We start from the raw sequence: 17,485 nt of genomic DNA, 5'->3' as shown, positions 1-17,485 counted from the left end.
CGCTGGTTTTGCCGGTGAGGAGGAGAACATGACGTCTCGACAGCCGCCGAGGCGCTGGGGTGGCTATCCAGTCCCTAGCGCAAAAAGGGGAAGCCAGCTCCCTCCTTCCTCCTTCCGCCACCGAAGTTTTTCTGCTTCCGTACGGCAACTGCCAACGAAGTTGCGCTTCCGGCTCCTCGGCTTGTTGGCCTTATTAGTCACGGTGCTGGGGTTTGGAGCCGGCGCCCTAGCGGCCTGGGTAACTGCTCATCCCAACTGGGCCAGCCGCCTGCTGGGGCTAGTGCCTGCAGCCGAGATACCTGCTCCCCGCGCCCAAGCCAAGGCGGCCCAACAGCGCCTGACCCTTCCCCAAGAGCCGCAACTGAAGCGGGATCCCTTCGCTCTTCATCCCACAGCCAGCTTCTCTTACGTGCCGGCCATCATGTACCACGACGTGGTAGCTGGCCGCAAACAGGTCTGGTTTGACACCACGGTAGCCGAGCTGCGGCAGCACTTCGAGGCCATTAAGCAGGCGGGGCTGACCCCCATCCACATTGACCAACTGTACAAACACCTGCGGGACGGGGATCCCTTGCCGGAAAAGGCTATTTTGCTGACCTTTGACGACGCTTACCTGGGCCTGTACGAGAACGCCTACCCGCTTCTAAAGGAGTACAACTACCCCGCCACCTACTTTGTGCAAACTGGCTTTGTCGGCGTGCCCACCGGCAAGGATCACTTTACCTGGGATCAGATGCGGGAGATGGACGCCAGTGGGTTGATCGACTTTGCCGCCCACACCGTTAACCATCCTCCCGACCTGCGGGTGCTAGACGACAACCGTCTGCGGCGAGAGGTGTTTGACTGCAAGGTCAAGCTGGAGCAGGAGCTGGGCCACCCCATCTACTACTTTGCCTATCCCGAAGGCAATCGGGACGAGCGAGTGAAGCGGTTTCTTGCCGAGGCGGGCTATCGGATGGCTTTCACCATGGATCCTGGCTTTACAGGCCAGTCTCCCAACTTGCTGGAGGTGCGCCGCTTCAACCAGTTTCGCCTCACCGAAGCCATTATTGGCGCTCGCACCTTCACCCTTGGCCGCAGCCCCGACTACTGGCTGGATGTTACTCAGCCGTTGGCTTTGACTGACGAAGTGATTGACGGGGTGCGGGTACTCACCATCCGCGGCGGACGGCCAGCCACGGTGCACGCAGAACGGCGCTACGAGGTAAGGACCCTAGTCCGGCGCTACCAGGCCGATGCGGGCATTAACGGCAGCTTCTTCTCTATTCCCTGGATTAACTCCGCTAGCAACGTCATGGTGGGGCCGGTGATGGCTGCCAACCACAAGACCTTCATCCCCGGTCGCCCCGAAGATGACAAGGTGCTGCGCGGTCGCCCCCTGGTGCTGCTGGGCAGGGATCGGCTGCGCTTTGTGCCCTTTGATCCCGACACTATGACCCGGCTTGAGAACATCCGACAGTTGATGCCGGAGGTTACGGATCTGTTTGTGGCGGGCCTGTGGCTGGTTAAGGACGGCCATGCCCTCTCCCAGGCGGAGATCGATTCCTTCCGCCTCTCTAGCGCCGCCGAGTTTCGCCCCAGGGCTTTCTTTGGGGTGGACAACCAAGACCAGGTAGTGATCGGAGTTACCAAAACCCACGTCAACGCCGCCATCCTGGCCCGTCTTCTGCCCAAAAGTGGGATCCGCGAGGCGGTGCTGCTGGACTCTGGCTTTAGCACCTCGCTGGTCTACCAAGGGGAGATCCTCGCTACTGGCCATGCCGGCCCCAACCAGCCCAGCCGCCCTGTGCCCCATGCCATTCTGCTCTACGACCTGAACCGCCTATGGGCAAGGGATCCCCATCCAGAAGCCGAGGCTGGCTCTGAGGGAGATCGGCTGGAGGGGCTGGTGCAACTTTTGCCGGCTAGCGACCAAGAGGCAGCCAGGGTCCAACTGAAGAGCATTCTGGCCGGCCAGCGCACTTTGAGGCAGGGGGATCGGGGCCCGGCGGTAGTGGCGGTGCAACTGGGGTTGAGCCACCTGGCTGCTCAGCAGGGACGGCTGGATCTGCTCCCCTCTGGCCCCGATGGCGTGTACGGCCAAGAACTGGCTCAGGCAGTGGCGGAATTGCTGCTAGCCGAACCTGGGCGCAGTGAGGAGGGATCCCCTCTAGCAACCCCTACACCCCTAGGCGCGGGAACTGCCCCTCTGTCTGGAGGCGGGGACGCCATCGACGCCCAACTGCTGAAGCGGCTGCTGGAGCGGGTGGACTTCTCTCCTAGCGCTGTGCTGGTGGATACGCGCCTGGAGCGGCCAACTTGGCCTCTGGAGCGCAAGCCAACCCGGAAACTGCTGCCCAGGGTGGCTCTAGATTGAGCTATGGCTGCAAAGAGTCGGTGAGCGCAGCATTTAACCTCAAGCTGAGGCCAAAGCTAGGCCAGGTTCCCTTGGTTTGCGGGGTGAAGTTTGTCACCCCCTGGGTTCTGACAGCAGCCGGGCTGATTGCGACTGTTGAAAGTGGCCAAGGGGGGTTGGGACCTGGAGGGATATCCTTTCTGAAGCTGGTTTTGCTATCTTGCTTTCAATACTTTTCTGCTGCTTCCTATGGCTTCTTCTGCTTCAGCAGATCTGCCCCGCCCTCTTCTACAAGCAGAGGTTGCTCGTCTAGACAGCCTCCGCTACAACGAACAGGGTTTGATCCCGGCCATCGTGCAGGACTACCTGGATGGGACGGTGCTGATGATGGCCTGGATGAACCGGGAGTCCCTGCAAAAAACTTTGGAAACAGGCCGCACCTGGTTCTGGAGCCGCTCGCGGCAGGCGCTGTGGCCCAAAGGAGAAACTTCTGGCCACGTCCAGTGGGTCAAGCAAATCCGCTACGACTGCGACAGCGACGCGCTGGTCATCTTGGTGGAGCAGGTGGGGGATGCGGCATGCCACACGGGGGCACGGAGCTGCTTCTTCCGCACGCTGCCAGGGGATCCCATTCCGGCAGCCGATACCCTGTCGCAGGTGTTTGCCGTCGTCAAAGCCCGCCAGGCGGATCCCCGGCCCGATTCCTACACCAGCAGCCTGCTGGCCAAGGGAGACAACGCCATCCTGAAAAAACTCGGCGAGGAGACGGCTGAGGTGGTGATGGCGGCAAAGGAGGGGGACAAGACAGCCCTGGCCCGCGAGGTGGCGGATCTCTGGTACCACTGCCTTGTGGCTCTTGCTCACTATCAGGTGGATATTCGGGATGTCTATCGCCAGCTCCAAGCCCGTCGTTCCCCTCAGTGAAGGTGCTCTGTCCAAGGGAGGGGAGCCGCTTTTGGAGGAGATGGATCAGCCCCCAGCCAAGACCCCCTTGGAGTTGCAGGCCGGGCGATGGGGCCAGGTGGATCTGGAAACCGATCGGGAGACGTTGGCTTGTTACCTGCGGGGCCATGGCCAGTGGATCCAGCGCTGCTTCCAGCCGTTGCGAGTGGAGCCCCTCTCTGCTGAAACCTACAGGCTGCAGTTCTTCCGCATGGGCGGCCTAGGATTTGAGCTGGAGCCCAGCTTTGGGATCAAGATTTGGCCGGAGGAAGATTACCTATTTCGGCTCACCTCCATTGAGCTGCCGGGGGATGCTGCCCTGCCCTATCGGGTGGATTGTCAGGCCAGCTTCCGGCTGGAGGAGCTGCCGGGATCCCCTGCCACCACCCGTGTCCACTGGGATCTCCATCTGGATGTGCGCCTGCATTTGCCCAAGTTTTTGCACGTTCTGCCGCGCAAGTTGGTTCAGGGAGTGGGCAGCCAAGTGGTGCAGCAGGTTACCCGCAGCCTCAGCAATCGCTTTACTCACAATGTCTGCAGCGATTTCTACCGCTCCGTTGGTCGTCCCCATCACCCCTATCGCTTGGTTACGGTGGAGGATAGGGCGTGATGCCGTTGCGGGCAGGCTGCTCGGCCTTTCCCGCCAGCCGGTGTAAACGTCGTGCTGTCCTCAAAAACACGACCTTGATGGGGGGTGCGGAGGAACCAGCAGACGCGGAAATCCTCCGCTAGTTGTGCCCTGGAAGAGACAGCCGCTGCCAAAACTCAATCCTGTTCCCGCCGAACCTCGCTTGGGTCTCCCCGCGCTGCGCAAGAGGTGGGCAGACCTCGGTAACGGGAGAATAGCGCCCTTCAGGGGTGGGTGGTGGCATCCACCTCGGCGCACTGGTGTAGCCTACAGGGAGCAAGTAAAGAATCCCACCTCCAGGGTTGGGGAGAATGCCAACCCCTTGCTGGGGCACGTGCCTACAATTCAACCCCTGCCAGAGCTTCTTCCGGCCCCACCAGAGCAATGGCTGCGTTAACTAGGTAGGTTTTTGCAGCCTGCTGGAGCTGGGCAGGTGTGAGCTGCCTCACCCTCTGCAAATACTGCTGGTCGAACTCCATGCCCAGGCCCAGAATCTCGTACCAGCCGGCTAGTTGCGCCACCTGGGCGTTGGTCTGTTTGCTGAGGGCATGTTGGCCCAACAGCTTGCGCTGGGCCATCTCCACTTCCTCATCGCTAAGGAGGGTTTTGTGTAGGCGATGGATCTCCGCCTGCAGGCGCTCCAGGGCCACTGGAGTGTTCTCCGCTGCCGTGCCCAGGTAGGCCACAAAAGGGGCAGGATCCCGGCGGGTGGCAAAGAAGGCCGAGACCTCATAGGCCAGGCCACTGCGCTCCCGCAGCTCCACAAACAGGCGGCTGGACAGGCCGCTGCCTAGGTAAGTGGCCAGCAGCTTCAGGGCCGGGTAATCCGCAGAAGCAGCGGGGGATCCGCGAAAGCCAAGCACAATCGTTGTCTGCTGGGTGGGTTGGAATAGCTTTCGCAGTTGCGGCTTCTCCAAAGGGGGCAGCGACAGGTCTAGTTCAGGATCAGGCGGGCTGGCGCTCACCCAATCTCCCAGGACAGCTTCCACTTGGGCCGCCATCGTCTCCGGCAGCTCTGGACCGATTACCGCCATCACCATTCCCTCCGGGCGGCAGTAGGTGGCGTGGTAGACCAGCAAGTCCTCCCGGGTCAGGGATCCCACCGTCTCCAGCCATCCCAGCTCGGGAAGGGCATAGGGGTGATCCCCATAGAGGGTCTGCTGAACCTGGTTGAAGGCAAGGCTGAAGGGTCGCTCCTGTTGGGCGCGAATGGTCTGCAACAGCAGCTCCCGCTCGCGCTCTACCTCCGCTTCCGGAAAGCTGGGCTCCCGGAGGATTTCCGCAAGCAACCTCAGCAGCTCGGGGAAATCAGCCGCCACACACTGTAGCGCGACCTCGAGACAGTCGGCAGAGCTTTCCACCCCAAGCCCAGCCCCTAGGGATTCCACCCAGGCAGCAATGGCCTGGGAGTCGCGCTGCTGGGTGCCCTTGGTGAGGACAGCCGCCAGCAAGTGGCTCAAGCCTGCCTGCTGCGGTCGCTCCACCCGGCTGCCGCCGCGAAGAAAACAGTGAGCAGCCAGGATTTCCGTTGCCGGATTCTGGCCCAACAGCAGCGTGATGCCGTTGCTCAGGCGAAGGCGCTGTAAACGGCCACGTTGCATGGCAAAGAGAGGGAAGCTCCTAGGGGCAAGGGATCTACCTACCGGCAGGCCAGTTGCAGCTCCGAAGCCGCAGCAGCGCCAGAGGCAGCCGGCTTGAGCAAGACCACCACGTAAGCCTCTGGAGAGAGGTACTGCTGAGCTAGCTCACGGACTTGGGCTGGGGTAAACGCTTGCAACAGCTCCAGGTACTCCTGCAGGCGCTGCACCCCAACCAGGGTCTCGTAGTAGCCGTAGATGCTTGCCAGTTGGCTAGGCGACTCGGCAGAGAAGAGGAGTTCGTGGGTCAGCAGGCGCCGCGCTCGATCTAGCTCAGCCTGACCGATACCCTCCTGCTGCAGCTTCTCAATCTCGCGCAAGATTGTTGCCTCCACCCGCTCCAGGTTTTCCACTTCCAGGCGAGCACTAATGCAAAAAAGCCCCCCCTCTTTCAGCACCAGTGAAGAACAGCCCACCCTCCTCACCCAGCCGCGCTGCTCTCGCAACAGATGCACCAGCCGCGAAGTACGGCCTCCCCCCAGTACCGCGGCCAACAGCTCCAGGCCGCAAACCTGCTCCCAGGCCTCGAGGCTGACGGTGGGCCAGGCCAATTTTAGACGAGCCTGCTCCAGGCGGGTATGGGTGCTCTCGCGGCGCAGGATCCCTTGGGGACGAGGCTGAGGCGGGATTGGGGGCCTTGTCCAGGCAGAGCCGCTGGCAGGATCCCCAAACTCTCTTTCCACGAGCGCCAGCACCTGGTCCGGATCAATGCCTCCCGTCACCACCACCGTCATGTACTCGGGTCGGTACCAGCCGCGGTGGTAGGCGCGTAGCAGCTCTGGGGTCAACCCCATCAGGCTTTCTGGCGTGCCCAGCACGGGTTGCCCATAGGGGTGCTCCACCCCAAAGGCAGTTTCCAGGAGAAGCTGATAGGCCGTGTGCCCTAGGTTGTCGGCAGCGCGGCGAATCTCCTCCAAAACCACCTGGCGCTCCCGCTCCATCTCCTCCGGAGGGATCCTGGCCCGCAACACTGCCTCCGCCAGATAGGGCAAGGTATCCGGCAGGTCGGTGGCAGCTACGGTGATGTAGTAGTGGGTGTAATCCTGGCCAGTGGCAGCGTTGGTGCTCCCTCCCCGCCCTTCAATAACCCGATCCAGCTCCCCGGGGGCCAGCCGCTCGCTGCCCTTAAAGACCATGTGCTCCAGAAAGTGGGATATGCCCAGCCACTGCGGCGGCTCGTTGCGCCCGCCTGTTTGGACCCAGACGTCCACCGTGGCCGAATCGGCAATGGGAAGGGGGTGAAGAATGACGCTTAGCCCGTTGTTTAGGCGATGGGTGTAAGCAGGAAGAAGACGCGGTGCGCGGCTCAAGGTCAAAGTGCTTAATCAGCAGAGAACAATCTTAATCTTACCCGCACAACCGCCGCTGAGAGCCTTCAGGGAGCAATTGGGTTCATCTTTCTAGTTTTGGGAAGGGGTATCCGTTGATCCTGGCCGCAACAAGCTGGGGGATCCCTCGCCAACTAGGCTCTCTTCTACCTGAAAGCCAGGCGGCCATTCTTCACTTTCACGCACCCGCTGCACCACTTCCTTAGGCAGGGTCACTCCCAGCTCCCGCGCGGCTACGGCCACCACGTCTCCCCGATCAATCAGGCCGGCAATGGCGCCGCTGGGGGTGAAGACCAAGACTCGGCGCGACTCCGCCTGGCCCATCATCTGGATGACCTGGACAATGGGAGTTTCCTCCCGCACCCCTTGAAGTTGCTCCATTGGCTTGAGAATGGCTTTGAGGGTGAGGTGATCCCACTGGCTGCGCTCGATGTCGTTGAGCAGTTCCGGCCTAACCAGGCCCCGGTAGCGACCGTCCTCCTCGGCAAAGTACACTTCCTGAACGCCTCTTGCGGTCTCTGGCTGGAGGGAGGCAGGGATCAGGTAGCGATCGACAAACTCCCGCAGGCTCATGCCCGCATCCACCACGCGAAAGCGGCGGCTCATGACATCTGCGGCCTTCAGGCGAGCCAACACCCGCTGCAGCTGCGCATACTGCTCGTAGCGACGGGCGCTATTTAAAATAAACAAGCCAATTAGCCCCGTCCAAAGGCCATTGAGGCTCCCCAAAAATACCACTACTAGACCCAGGCCCACCAAGCCCCAGCCCACTCCCTGGCCAGCTCGAGCTGCCCACAGCATGCCCTTTTGCCGATCCCCTGTCCAACCCCAGATGGCTGCTTTAAGCATCTGCCCCCCATCCAGGGGCAGCCCTGGCAGCAGGTTAAACAGGGCAATCACTAGGTTGATGGCAGCCAAGCTGGCAAGCATTGAGGTCAGCGGCGACCCTGGCCCAACCCAAGTTCCAGCCACGCTGAAGAGGACAAACAAGCCCAAACTGAGAAGGGGCCCTGCCAAAGCCACCCAAAAAGCGCCCAGGGGGCGAGGCACTTCTCGCTCAATGGCCGCCATGCCGCCAAAGATGAACAGGGTGATGGAGCTCACCCGTACTCCATAGGCGCGGGCGACTAGGCTGTGGGCCAACTCATGGGCCAATAGCGAAAGAAAAAGCCCCACCGCTGGCACCACCCCGTAGGAGAGCACCAGCAGCAGAGCCGCTGGAAACCAGGTGTAGTCGAGGAACAAGGGGATCCCCCACAAATTCCCGATGCGCAGGCGACTGGTCATGGCCTTAACTCCTACACAGCTCTTGCCCAGGAGGGCTTTTAGGACAGCAGGCAACCTTTCTCCTGGGGATCCCTTTCTTTCCACTCTAGCCCTTTCCGGGGCTTCGCAGCGAATCCTTGTGGTACCCTGGGTAGCTGTCCAGCAAACCAGGCAACCCTGCTAGAGCGGCCGGGTTAGCCACAGTGACCCTATTTTTTTGTCCCTCTTTCTGGGGGACGACGGAAACAGCTATGGTATCGACTTCCTCCTACGAGCAGAGCAAAGCGGTACCCTCGCCCCAGGAACAAGCGCCAGGTTTTGTAGACGAGTTCCCCGCGACAGCCCCAACGGCTGCCCCAGTGTTCTACCGCACCTATAGTCGGCGCCGCCCCGATGGCAGCCGCGAGACTTGGAGTGACGTCTGCGATCGCACCCTGGCCGATATTGCCCGCCTAGGGCGCCTTACTCCCCAGGAGCGGGAGCTGTTGGAACGTCTGCAGCGGCAGTTGAAAGCGTTGATCTCAGGTCGGGCCCTGTGGGTGATGGGCACCGAGTGGATCCAGAAGCCGGAAAACTACTCCGGCGCCTACAACTGCACTAGCCTCACCGTGGTGGACTGGCGCTCCTTTGGCCTGATGATGGATCTGGCCATGATGGGCTGTGGCACGGGAGCGGTGCTGGAGCCTCAGTTCATCAGCCAGTTGCCCCCCATCCTCAACCGCCTAGAGGTGCAGGTAGTAGGATCCATTGGTGCCACCCCCCCCGAAGCGCGGCAGGAACACACCCGCATCCAGCGCCAGGGCTCTCACGTGCACATCCAGGTGGGCGATAGCCGCCGCGGCTGGGTGGAGTCTTACCAAGCTCTCTTGGAGCTGGCGGCGGATCCCAGTTTTGGGGGTCAGGTGGAGGTGACGGTGGATCTCAGCCATGTGCGCCCCGCTGGGGAGCGGCTAAAAGGGTTTGGGGGCGTGGCCAACCCCATCAAGCTGCCTGGCTTGTACCAGCGCTGTGCCGCCATCCTCAACAAAGCCGTGGGCAGGCAACTGAACTCGGTGGAGTGCTGCCTGCTCATTGACGAGGCGGCCGCAACGGTGGTGGCGGGGAATATCCGCCGTAGTGCAGGTATGCGCCAGTTTGCCGCTGACGACGAGCTGGGATCTAGCGCCAAAGACAATCTCTGGCAGCAGGACGAGCAGGGCAACTGGAGAATTGACCCTGATCGAGATGCCCTGCGCATGGCCAACCACACCCGGGTATTTCACCGCAAGCCAACGCGGGAAGAGTGCATTGCTGCCGTGCGCAAGCAGTTTTACTCCGGCGAGGGGGCTATCCAGTGGGCTGGGGAAGCCGTAGCGCGGGCCAACGCCGACCTAATCAACACCCCCGAGCTGAAGCGGGAGTTCCTCAACGTCTATGCCTCGGAGGGACCCGAGGGAGCTAGGCGCTGGATAGAGGAGCGGCAGGCAGCTAGTAGCTCTCCGTCTGTCCAACCGCCAACGTGGCATAGGGTGCAACGGTATGGGCTGAACCCCTGCGTTACCGCAGACACTTGGATCCACACGGGCGACGGCCCGCGCCAGGTGAAAGACCTTATTGGCAAGCAGCACAGTACCTACGTCAACGGCGAGCTATTCAGCACGACCCCAGAGGGGTTTTTCTACTCCGGCACCAAGCCCGTGCTCAAGCTGGTGACCCAGGAGGGATTTTCTCTTCGGCTGACGGGCAACCATCGTGTTCTCAAAGTCATTGCCCAGACTCCAAAGGCGCAATACACGGAATGGGTGCCGGCAGAAGAGCTCCGCCCGGGCGACTGCATTCTGCTGCACAACCATCGCGACCTAACCCCCTGGGATGGTGAGGGGACCTGGGAGGAAGGCTGGCTCTTGGGGAATTTGCTAGGCGACGGCAGCCTTGCCACAACCCAGTGGAATGACACGGCTGTACTGCGCTATTGGCAGGATACGCAGCAGGAGATGAGCCTACACGCGGCTCGGTTGCTGCAGGCTGCGGTAGGGTACGAACCTCGCCGGCCAGAGACCTGTTATCACCCCAAGCTGAAGTGCCGGGTTATCCATTCCACCGGCTTGGCGAGACTGGCGGCTAAGTTCGGCATGGCTCCAGGACAGAAGAAAATGACTGCGGCACTGGAAGCCACAAGCTTTGATTTCCACCGCGGCTTCTTGTGCGGCCTGTTTGATGCGGATGGCAGTGTGCAGGGCGGTCAAGAGAAGGGAGTTAGTGTGCGGCTTTCCCAAAGCAACCTGGACACCCTCAAAGCTGTGCAGCGCATGCTGGCGCGTCTAGGGATTGTCTCGGTCATCTACGAGGATCGCCGTCCCGCTGGGTATCGTCTGCTGCCTGATAGCAAGCGCCAGCCAGCCCCCTACGCCTGCAAGGTGCAGCACGAGCTGGTCATTAGCGGGGACAACCTGCACCAGTTTCAGGCAGTGGTGGGCTTTCGAGAACCGCGCAAAGCTCAGAAGCTAGGTGAACTGCTCGGCAGCGACCAGCGCCGGCTCAACCGGGAGCGGTTTACGGTTACAGTTGCAGCCCTGGAGCCTGAGGGCGTGGAACCGGTCTATGACTGCACCGTGCCCGGCCCAAGCTGCTTTGATGCCAATGGGTTGGTTGTCCACAACTGCGGTGAGATCATCGGATGCGACTTCCACTGCAATCTGGCCGAGATCCACCTCAACCGGCTAGATCCCCACAACCGCCAGGAGCAAGAGGAGGCCTTTACGGCAGGGGCCCTGTCGGCTGCGGCGCTGTTGCACCACCGCTTTGTTGAGCCCCGCTTCCAGCGCTCAAGGGAATGGGATCCCATTGTCGGCGTCTCGTTTACTGGTCTATTTGACTTTTGCGTCAAAGCCTTTGGGGTGGACTGGCTGCGCTGGTGGCAGGAAGGGAGGCCCGATACGCCTCTGGGGCGGGAGTTTAAGCAGCAGGAGCGGGAATACCTCAGCTTTTGGAAGGAGGTCGTTCACCGCGTGGTTTGGGACTACTGCGACCGTCACGGGTTGCGCCGCCCCAACCGCTGCACCACCGTTCAACCTGCCGGCACCAAGTCGCTCCTGACCAACGCCTCTCCCGGCTGGCACCCGCCCAAGGCTCAGCGCTACATTCGCCGCATCACCTTTGCCAAAAACGACCCCGTGGCCCTGGCCTGTCTGGACTACGGCTACTCGGTGGTGCCCGCCCAGTCGGACAAGGATGAGCACGGCAACCTGCTCAACGACCCCTTTGATCCCCGCTGCACCGAGTGGTTGGTAGAGCTGCCGGTGGAGGTGGAGTGGGCCAATTTGCCGGGCGCCGAGGAGATTGAGGTTGAGCGCTTCTCTGCCCTGGCTCAGTTTGACTTCTACATGCAGGTGCAAAAGTACTACACCACCCACAACACCTCCGCCACCATCGAGCTGCGCGAGGACGAGATCGAAGCGCTGGGATCCCGCATTTACGAGGCCATCCGCGACGACGAGGGCTACATCAGCGCAGCACTGCTGGCCCGCTTCGACGCTCCCTTCCCCCGCTTGCCCTTCGAGAAAATCGACAAGGCCACCTACGAGCGGCTGATGGCCGAGGTCAAGCAAAGACGAAAGACTGACAACTTTTACGAGGCGCTGGCGCGCTATGACCGCAACCTCGCCCTAATAGCAGAGGGGCCAGCAGGGTGTGATGCCCTCGGCTGTCTGATGCCGGAGGCTAGCCCGCAGGGCGAGAACCCGTCCCGCTAGCAGAGGGGGGATCCCGCCTCGGGCTCTGGCTACACTGTTCTTGGCCGGCATATCCGAGCACTGCGCGCCTTGGCAGCCCCCTCGGCAAGCTAGGGGCAGGGGGGGTTGGCATAGGCCGGTTTTCCCTGCTCGAGCGCTTGGTGGCTGGAGGATCTGATGCAGACAGGAGCGCAGCTCCCGAGGAAAGCCTGGACGGTGGAAATCTGGCGCAGGCTAAGGGGGCTGGTGCTGGCGCTGGTGGTGCTGCTGGGGATCGCCTGTTCTAGCCTCAAGGGCTCTGGGACTTCCCCTCCTGGATTGATCCCTCCTCCGCCTGAGCCGGGCAGCCGGTCGATTCCTCTAGCGGTGCGCACTCTGGGCACCAGCCGCTTTAAGTTGCTGGGCTTGACAGTGGGTGTGGCTGGGAGCGAGGCTGAAGTGCTTCTGGATACCGGCTCAGCAGGGCTGCGTATTCTGTCGTCGGTGGCAGGGCGCTTTGGCTTAGAGCGGACGGGGATCCCTTCCACGGTAACCTTCGCCGATGGCACGCAATTTATCGGTGTGCTGGCTCGCGCTCCCTTCAGCTTGGGTGGGATCCAGAGTCGAGAGCCAGTCACAGTTCAGTTGATTGACCAAATTACCTGTGTGGAGCCGCTGGTGGCCAGCTGTTCCGACAGGCTGTTTGGACCAGGGCGGCCCTTTGCCGGGATCCTGGGCACCTCTTTGGACGAGCGCAGCCCTAATCGCGACCTGTTTAGCCCCCTCACTCGCCTGCCGGGCAATTTTCGCTCGGGGTACATCATCCAAACCGGCGGCTTTGAGTCTGCTCAGGGCCTTTTCACCGTCGGCCTGACCGAGGCCAACACCGCTGGCTTCAGTTTTCGGCAACTGCCCCAGGTGGGAAGTTTTCCCGATGGCACGCCCATCTGGCGGGATGAAGCCCTGCAAGTGGCCTACAGCATCAGCAACACTTCTATTCAAAATGTCCCTAGCCCCACCGTATTTGACAGCGGCGCTTCCGACATCTTCCTCAACGTTCGACTGTTGGGATCCGCTCCTTTTCCCACCGCTACCCTACCCCCAGGCTCGGAGTGGCGAGCTGTGCTGGGAGGAGCCTTTGACTATCGCATTCGCGTTGGCTTTCCGGTAACGCCCAGCCGGGATCGGATCTTTGTCAACGGCAACCAGAGCGTGCAACTGTTGGGCATGCCCTTGTTTTTCAACGCCGACGTTGCTTTCGATAGTGAACGTGGTCGGATTGGCTTTCGCCTGCGTTGAGACCAAGTTTTGAGTTGAACTGGGGAGGAAACCAATGCTTGCTCAGGACGGGATCCCTGCGCGCAGAAGGGCACGTCGCTGGTCCTGGATCTGGGTTCTGCTCCTAGTGTGTTGGCTGGGGTTGGGCGGGCCGGCCTGGCCAATTGGTTTGGGAGATCCCTTGCCGGAGTGGGCTCAGTCTATGCAAGTGGGGCGGCAGCGGCTACGCGGCGTGGAGCAGTACCAGGGTCAGGAGCAGATCCGCGCCTACGGCAACCAGGCAGGGCGGGTGTTTTGGATTCAAATCGAAAGCAGCGCCGACCTGCCGCCGGACTACCGGGAGTACTTGGGCGAATACCAACAATTTCCAGTAGAAGTTGTAGCCGTGGTGCCGTTGCGGGCTCGACGGCTGCGCTTCCGTCAGGGGAATCGCAGTGCTGAGTGGCAGGTGGTAGGCATGAGCGGCCACTTTGAGGCTGAGGCGCTTAGCCACGACCTGGCTCCGCCCGAGTTGTTTCAGCTCTAACCTAGGGGGATCCCCAAGGCGCGATCGGGAAAATTAGGGCTTATTCTAGAGAGAAGCTTGAACTCAGAGTTTGCCAATGAGACTGCTTCAGCAGGAAGTCCCAGTTATCCTCAATCGCTTTCTTGTTAAGGAGCTAACTCAGGAAGACCTCACCTTTTATGAGTACAACTGTAGGCCAAACCCCCTCCCAGAGCCAGAGGATGTGCGGAAAACTTTTTCCAAAATCTCCAGGATCTGTAATCAGCTAGAAGTGCTAGCTGTTCGTCTGGGAAATCGAATTATAACTCAGGAAAAAGTTCCAACCAGTAAGCTCAGGACAGAGGGTTGGGAGTTAGAAGAGCTAGAGCCTAGGGTTTTAACCTGTACCGATGTCCAAGAAAGAAGCGCTCTCGAAAGCTTTGAGCGCAAGAGGATAGAGTCCCGCCTTAAGTCTCTGTTCAAAAAAACTGAAGTTGAATCAACAGGGGGAGGCTTGCTCTGGTGGATTACTAGTCAGGAAGGGGTAGAACTTTTCGGGGATGGCTGGGAAATCCACAGAGGAAGAATGATAGATGTTGCTGTTGAAACAGACGGAAAGCTTTATTTAGAAGTCGATATTCATTACCGTCTCTACACACCGTGGACTTTGCATGAATGGCTGGAAAACTATCCAGATGTTCCAATCAAGTTGGTTCGGAACACATACGATAAACACCGGACTTGGAAATATCTGCGTATTCTTTCCAACCAGTCGCCGCGGGAGGTTCAGCTGGCAGGGCTGAACATTAGTCTGGCGGAGTTTCATTTGCGAAAATACAATGCTCCTCTAGAAGAGGTGGAAAGCTCTTGGGTAGTCGAGGTAGCTTCAAGGGAAGGGCGTTTTCCCCATCTTTCTCGAAGACTATCGCCTGTCCTAACCTTGGAAATACTAGCCAGTCTAGAGTGCAACAGTAGCCTCGCTAAAAAGGTTAGCACCGCTGTTACCGAGCGTATTAGAAAAAGTTTACAAGAACGACTGCAAGAGTCTAAAAAGACAGCAAAGACTATTATAGAGAGAGTCTACAACCTTACCAGAAGGGAAATTGAACCACTGAAGACTAAGGGCTACATCTTGCCCAAGCCAAAGCTATTGGGATCGGGTCACAGGCAAGTCCAAAATCCCGCCCGGGTTAGGTACCAGGGATGTGCGAAGGTAGGCGAGACTAAGTTTGGATGTCTAAACCTCTACGACGACAAGCAAGAGTATCCTAGCGAAGTGCGCAAGTGCTTGCTTGAGGTAGCCCAAAAAAGCGGAGTAAAAGTCGACGTAGACTTCTATGCTACTCGGCAGGACTACCCTGAGAACGAGCTCGCCCGAAAAAGATTCTGGCAAAGCTGGGCTGAGCAAGGGATCAAAACCGTTTTGGTCGTTATGCCGTGGCCACCCAATGAGCACAAGCAAAAGATCCGTGTGGAGGCTCTCGAAGCGGGGATAGCAACTCAGTTTATGATCCCTGGCGCTGATTCCTACAAAGCCCTAAACGTCGTCCTAGGCCTTCTGTGCAAGGCAGCATGGCAGCCCGTACTCCTGGAACCCCTCGACTATCCTGAACGCCCTGAGCTGATCATCGGCTTCGATGTGGGAACCGATCGACAGCTGTACTACGGAGCCTCTGCCTTCGCTGTTCTTGCTGATGGGCAGAGCTTAGGTTGGGAGCTCCCTGCTGTGCAAAGAGGAGAAACCTTCTCTGGTGATGCAATTTATCAGACTGTGTCCAAACTTGTCAATAAGTTTCATAACAAGCTCAGTCGATATCCCACCAAGGTTCTCTTAATGAGGGATGGTTTAGTGCAAGAAGGTGAATTTGGAAAGACAATTAAGGAGTTAGAAAAAGAAAAGATTGCTGTGGATGTTGTCGGAATACGCAAAAGCGGTACAGGAAGGATGGGGATAGAGGAAGAAGGTAAGTACAAAGATGCCAAAATAGGTACTGTTGTTTTCGACTACTCGCGAAAGTCGTTTACTCTGGTCACAAGCCAGCCCATTAGCAGGGAAGGCACGGGCTCCATTGGTAGCGCAAGACCCCTGCGAGTTGTCCACGAATATGGCAGTACGCCTTTGGAGATCTTGGCCCTGCAGACTTACCACCTTTCCCAGCTTCATCCTGCCAGTGGATTCCAAGCCTGTAGGCTTCCCTGGGTACTTCATTTTGCTGACAAGAGCGGCAAGGAGTTCCAGAACCTCGGCAGCAACATCTTCAGTGTCCTGCAAAACATAGATCGCCAGAAATTGATTGCCGTCTAGCAGGGTAGGGGGTTCTTCCCTGTGGGCCCTGCTAGGATGGGGAAGGGTTTGAGATGCCAACTATGTTTACTCACAACGAGGTTTGGAAGACCTTTCTGAGCAACCCTGTTGTCTTCTGCGGGGGCTTTCTCAGCGGCCTGCTGCGTTTGGATGTAAGGCAGGATCCGCTACGCAGTTGGCTAGAGTCGCAGGGCTTGAGGGTGGAGGATCCGCCTGCCTCCACGCAAGGCCCCCAGTCTATTGCCATTGAGTAGGCATGGAGACAGGAGAGAGCCTCCCCATTCAGCAAAGTAGGCCAAGGTGAGCTGATGTCCCCCGGACAATCTGTAAGAAGGTGGCGACGGCAGGGATCCCTCTATGGCTATCTGGGCGGGGTTGTGCTTTTGCTTGCGGGGCTAGTTGGCTTACCCTCAGCAGATTTGGCTTTGGCCCAAGCGGAGCTCATTTCCTCGAGAGGCTCTGACCAGGATCCCCAGCTTTGGCTGGAGCGCTACAACGCTGCTTTGAAGCAACTGCCCCCTTTGCCCAACTTGCAGTACCGCCAGCAGGTGCGGGTCGAGGGATCCCAAACCTTTACAGCCACCCTGGATGTGCTCCGCCGCCGCGACGGCAGTTGGCAGGCTTGGGTAGCCGAAGGGGATCGCGTCCGCCTGTTGGATTCGCGGCAACTGGAAGCGGTGAACCAATCGGACTTACTCAGGCTGTATTCGGTGTACGTGAGCCGGCCCGAAGCGCTCCTGCCCTCGGTGAACTTTCACTTAGAGGCTGATCCCACCCGCTACCGCGTCTTCTCCTCAGAACGGGCGGATCTGGCGGGATCCCCTGTCCAGCACTTGCGCCTGGAACCCCTTCAAAAAGGCCAGGTGCGGGAGCTATGGCTAGATCCGGAGTCGGGGCTGCCGCGGCAGGTGCTCTTGTTTTTGTCAGGGGTGTGGGGACAGGCCTACGTCCTCATGGGGTTTACGGCAGTGCCCGCGCCCGAGGGAGGCCTTCGCTATTGGCTGCCGGAGAGCACCCGCATCAACCTGAGCTATGGGTTTTGGACGCTGGAGGGCCTGACCCGCCGCGTGTTCAGGGGATCCCTTGCCATCCGGCACGACTACCAGGACTATCGCATCTTGCCGGAAGGAGTGCAGTTGCGCTTTTTGCCCTCGCAGCCGCCGCTGGATGCGCCGCCAGTGGTGGCCGGCCTGCCGGAAAGCGCGCCCCAACTGGAGCTGGGGGATGTGCAGGTCTTGGGGGTGGATGAGCAGGGGAACCAGCAGTTTAGAATTGGCCTGGGCAGACGCACTGCTGCAGAGACCCCCTTGGAAGACCGCATCGCCGCCTTTAACCTCACCCGACCGGCCAGCCGCAATGCCCTCACCCAGATCGATACCGTGGCCTTTTTGTCTTTGGGGAGCAGTCAGTTGCCCATCTATCTCTTTCAATTCGACACGGGTCGTCCTCTCTATCCCCTGCAAGGGGTGGGGCAGCCGCGGGTGGATCCCAATGAGGTCTTCGATCCCAGGCCGCCGGCCATCAAGCTCTTTGGAGATTAGGTGGGGAAACCCCAGGGAGCGCTGTTGGGAGGGGCTAGAATAGCCCTGGGAT

General features: G+C 59.8%; 12 protein-coding genes. 9 read left to right on the top strand and 3 right to left on the bottom strand.

Annotated elements, in window-relative coordinates; all coding sequences use genetic code 11:
• Positions 1–181: 181 nt before the first annotated feature.
• The 3 genes from NW808_RS03375 (at position 182) to NW808_RS03365 (ending at position 3,887) form a co-directional block, all read left to right on the top strand.
• The gene (locus NW808_RS03375; RefSeq protein WP_414420285.1) at positions 182–2,356 is read left to right on the top strand and encodes a polysaccharide deacetylase family protein; all 2,175 of its coding nucleotides are present in this window, start codon (positions 182–184) and stop codon (positions 2,354–2,356) included.
• Between the two features lie 228 nt (positions 2,357–2,584).
• Positions 2,585–3,259 carry a bifunctional phosphoribosyl-AMP cyclohydrolase/phosphoribosyl-ATP diphosphatase HisIE gene (gene hisIE, locus NW808_RS03370; protein WP_414420284.1) on the top strand — a complete coding sequence of 225 codons (675 nt, stop codon included), beginning with the start codon at positions 2,585–2,587 and terminating at the stop codon, positions 3,257–3,259.
• Positions 3,219–3,887 carry a DUF1997 domain-containing protein gene (locus NW808_RS03365; RefSeq protein ID WP_414420283.1) on the top strand — a complete coding sequence of 223 codons (669 nt, stop codon included), beginning with the start codon at positions 3,219–3,221 and terminating at the stop codon, positions 3,885–3,887. Before hisIE ends, NW808_RS03365 begins: the two co-directional genes overlap by 41 nt.
• A gap of 356 nt (positions 3,888–4,243) precedes the next feature.
• Here NW808_RS03365 and NW808_RS03360 read toward each other — a convergent pair whose 3' ends face one another.
• From NW808_RS03360 to NW808_RS03350, 3 genes are all read right to left on the bottom strand, one after another.
• Positions 4,244–5,506, bottom strand: coding sequence for a M16 family metallopeptidase (locus tag NW808_RS03360; protein ID WP_414420282.1), 1,263 nt, complete (start codon positions 5,504–5,506; stop codon positions 4,244–4,246).
• Between the two features lie 38 nt (positions 5,507–5,544).
• Positions 5,545–6,852 carry a M16 family metallopeptidase gene (locus NW808_RS03355; protein ID WP_414420281.1) on the bottom strand — a complete coding sequence of 436 codons (1,308 nt, stop codon included), beginning with the start codon at positions 6,850–6,852 and terminating at the stop codon, positions 5,545–5,547.
• Positions 6,853–6,942: 90 nt separating this feature from the next.
• Positions 6,943–8,157 (bottom strand): site-2 protease family protein, encoded by a 1,215-nt coding sequence (locus NW808_RS03350; protein WP_414420280.1) that lies wholly within the window; start codon positions 8,155–8,157, stop codon positions 6,943–6,945.
• 230 nt (positions 8,158–8,387) lie between these two features.
• Between NW808_RS03350 and nrdJ the strand changes: the two genes are divergently transcribed.
• The 6 genes from nrdJ (at position 8,388) to NW808_RS03320 (ending at position 17,433) form a co-directional block, all read left to right on the top strand.
• Positions 8,388–11,867, top strand: a complete 3,480-nt coding sequence (nrdJ, locus tag NW808_RS03345) for a ribonucleoside-triphosphate reductase, adenosylcobalamin-dependent (protein WP_414420279.1) — start codon at positions 8,388–8,390, stop codon at positions 11,865–11,867.
• A gap of 156 nt (positions 11,868–12,023) precedes the next feature.
• Complete coding sequence (locus NW808_RS03340; protein WP_414420278.1) at positions 12,024–13,124, top strand: aspartyl protease family protein; 1,101 nt, start codon at positions 12,024–12,026, stop codon at positions 13,122–13,124.
• Positions 13,125–13,158: 34 nt separating this feature from the next.
• Positions 13,159–13,629, top strand: coding sequence for a hypothetical protein (locus NW808_RS03335; RefSeq protein WP_414420277.1), 471 nt, complete (start codon positions 13,159–13,161; stop codon positions 13,627–13,629).
• Positions 13,630–13,705: 76 nt separating this feature from the next.
• Positions 13,706–15,892 (top strand): argonaute PAZ domain-containing protein, encoded by a 2,187-nt coding sequence (locus NW808_RS03330; protein ID WP_414420276.1) that lies wholly within the window; start codon positions 13,706–13,708, stop codon positions 15,890–15,892.
• Positions 15,893–15,945: 53 nt separating this feature from the next.
• Complete coding sequence (locus NW808_RS03325) at positions 15,946–16,146, top strand: hypothetical protein (protein ID WP_414405478.1); 201 nt, start codon at positions 15,946–15,948, stop codon at positions 16,144–16,146.
• Between the two features lie 54 nt (positions 16,147–16,200).
• Positions 16,201–17,433 (top strand): hypothetical protein, encoded by a 1,233-nt coding sequence (locus tag NW808_RS03320; RefSeq protein WP_414420275.1) that lies wholly within the window; start codon positions 16,201–16,203, stop codon positions 17,431–17,433.
• Positions 17,434–17,485 lie beyond the last annotated feature (52 nt).

Origin of the sequence: Synechococcus sp. W70.1 (assembly GCF_047461515.1) — a bacterium.
Lineage (GTDB): Bacteria > Cyanobacteriota > Cyanobacteriia > Thermostichales > Thermostichaceae > Thermostichus.
This window is presented reverse-complemented; position numbering and strand designations above follow the sequence as displayed.